At 67.8% G+C, this 953-nt stretch carries 1 protein-coding gene and 1 pseudogene; one reads left to right on the forward strand and one right to left on the reverse strand.

The genetic code is table 11. The features are described 5' to 3' along the window. Positions 1-448: pseudogene (locus tag AC1DU6_RS32985) on the reverse strand (hypothetical protein); the annotation flags it as partial. A 104-nt stretch (positions 449-552) separates the two neighbouring features. Between AC1DU6_RS32985 and AC1DU6_RS32990 the strand changes: the two are divergent. Next, complete coding sequence (locus tag AC1DU6_RS32990) at positions 553-894, forward strand: HU family DNA-binding protein (RefSeq protein ID WP_056194383.1); 342 nt, start codon at positions 553-555, stop codon at positions 892-894. The last annotated feature ends 59 nt before the right edge of the window (positions 895-953 follow it).

Below are 953 nucleotides of genomic sequence, written 5' to 3' on the forward strand. Positions count from 1 at the left end.
GGCGCAGATAGCGCTCGGAGAAGTATTCGATCCCGGCCTGCACATGCCAATCCCAGACGCCGTCGCCGCTGCACTCAAGCGCCAGTTTCCACACCTCGTCCGCCTCGCGCAGCCGCGCCTCGACCGTGCGGCGCGCGGCGATGTCGGTGTGCGTGCCCAGCCAAAGCGGCGAGTCCGGCAGGCGCTGGGCCTGGGCCAGCACCCACTGGTTGCCCAGGCGGTACTCCATCTCGAAGCGGCCGCTGCGCTGCGCCGCCGCCCACTGAGCCGAGAAGGCGCTGCGGTCCTCCTCGTGCAACCAGTTGACGAGGGCAGCCGGCAGGGCGGGGCGGTTCAGCGCCTCGGCCAGGCGCGCGTTCATCCACAGCAGCCGGCCCTGCGCGTCGGCCTTCCACACTTGCTGGGGCAGGGCATCGAGCAAAGAGGAAAAGTGCACGTGGGCTGACATCAACGATGGATACGGGACTCTGCCGAGACTGTATGCCTCTCGCGATAAGCCACAATCGCGCCCGCCCGAGCCGTTCGGGCGCGTTTTTGGACGAGACCCCCCGCATGAACAAGACCGATCTGATCGAACACCTGGCCGCCAAGCACGAGCTGAGCAAGGCTGAAGCCGGCCGCGTCCTCGAGACCCTGCTGGACGCCATCGTCACCACCGTCAAAAAGGGTGGTGCGGTGTCGATCCCGGGCTTCGGCTCCTTCAAGCAGCACGCACGTGCTGCCCGCAACGGCGTGAACCCCAGCACCGGCGCCAAGATCAAGATCGCCGCCGCCAAGCTGCCCAAGTTCACCGCCGGCGCTGGCTTCAAGGCCGCCGTGGACCCCAAGGCTGCAGCCAAGAAGGCCGCTGCCAAGCCCGCCGCCAAGCCGGCCGCCAAGGCCAAGAAGAAGTAAGTAGAGCAGTCGCATGGAACCCCTCTCGGATGATTTCCGGGCCGGGCGCTGGGCCGCTC

The sequence above is a fragment of the Roseateles sp. P5_B10 genome (assembly GCF_056400485.1).

What these genes read in the sequence shown, in the direction of transcription:
- AC1DU6_RS32990 (WP_056194383.1), top strand. Translation starts at nt 553, where the DNA reads ATGAACAAGACCGATCTGATCGAACACCTGGCCGCCAAGCACGAGCTG.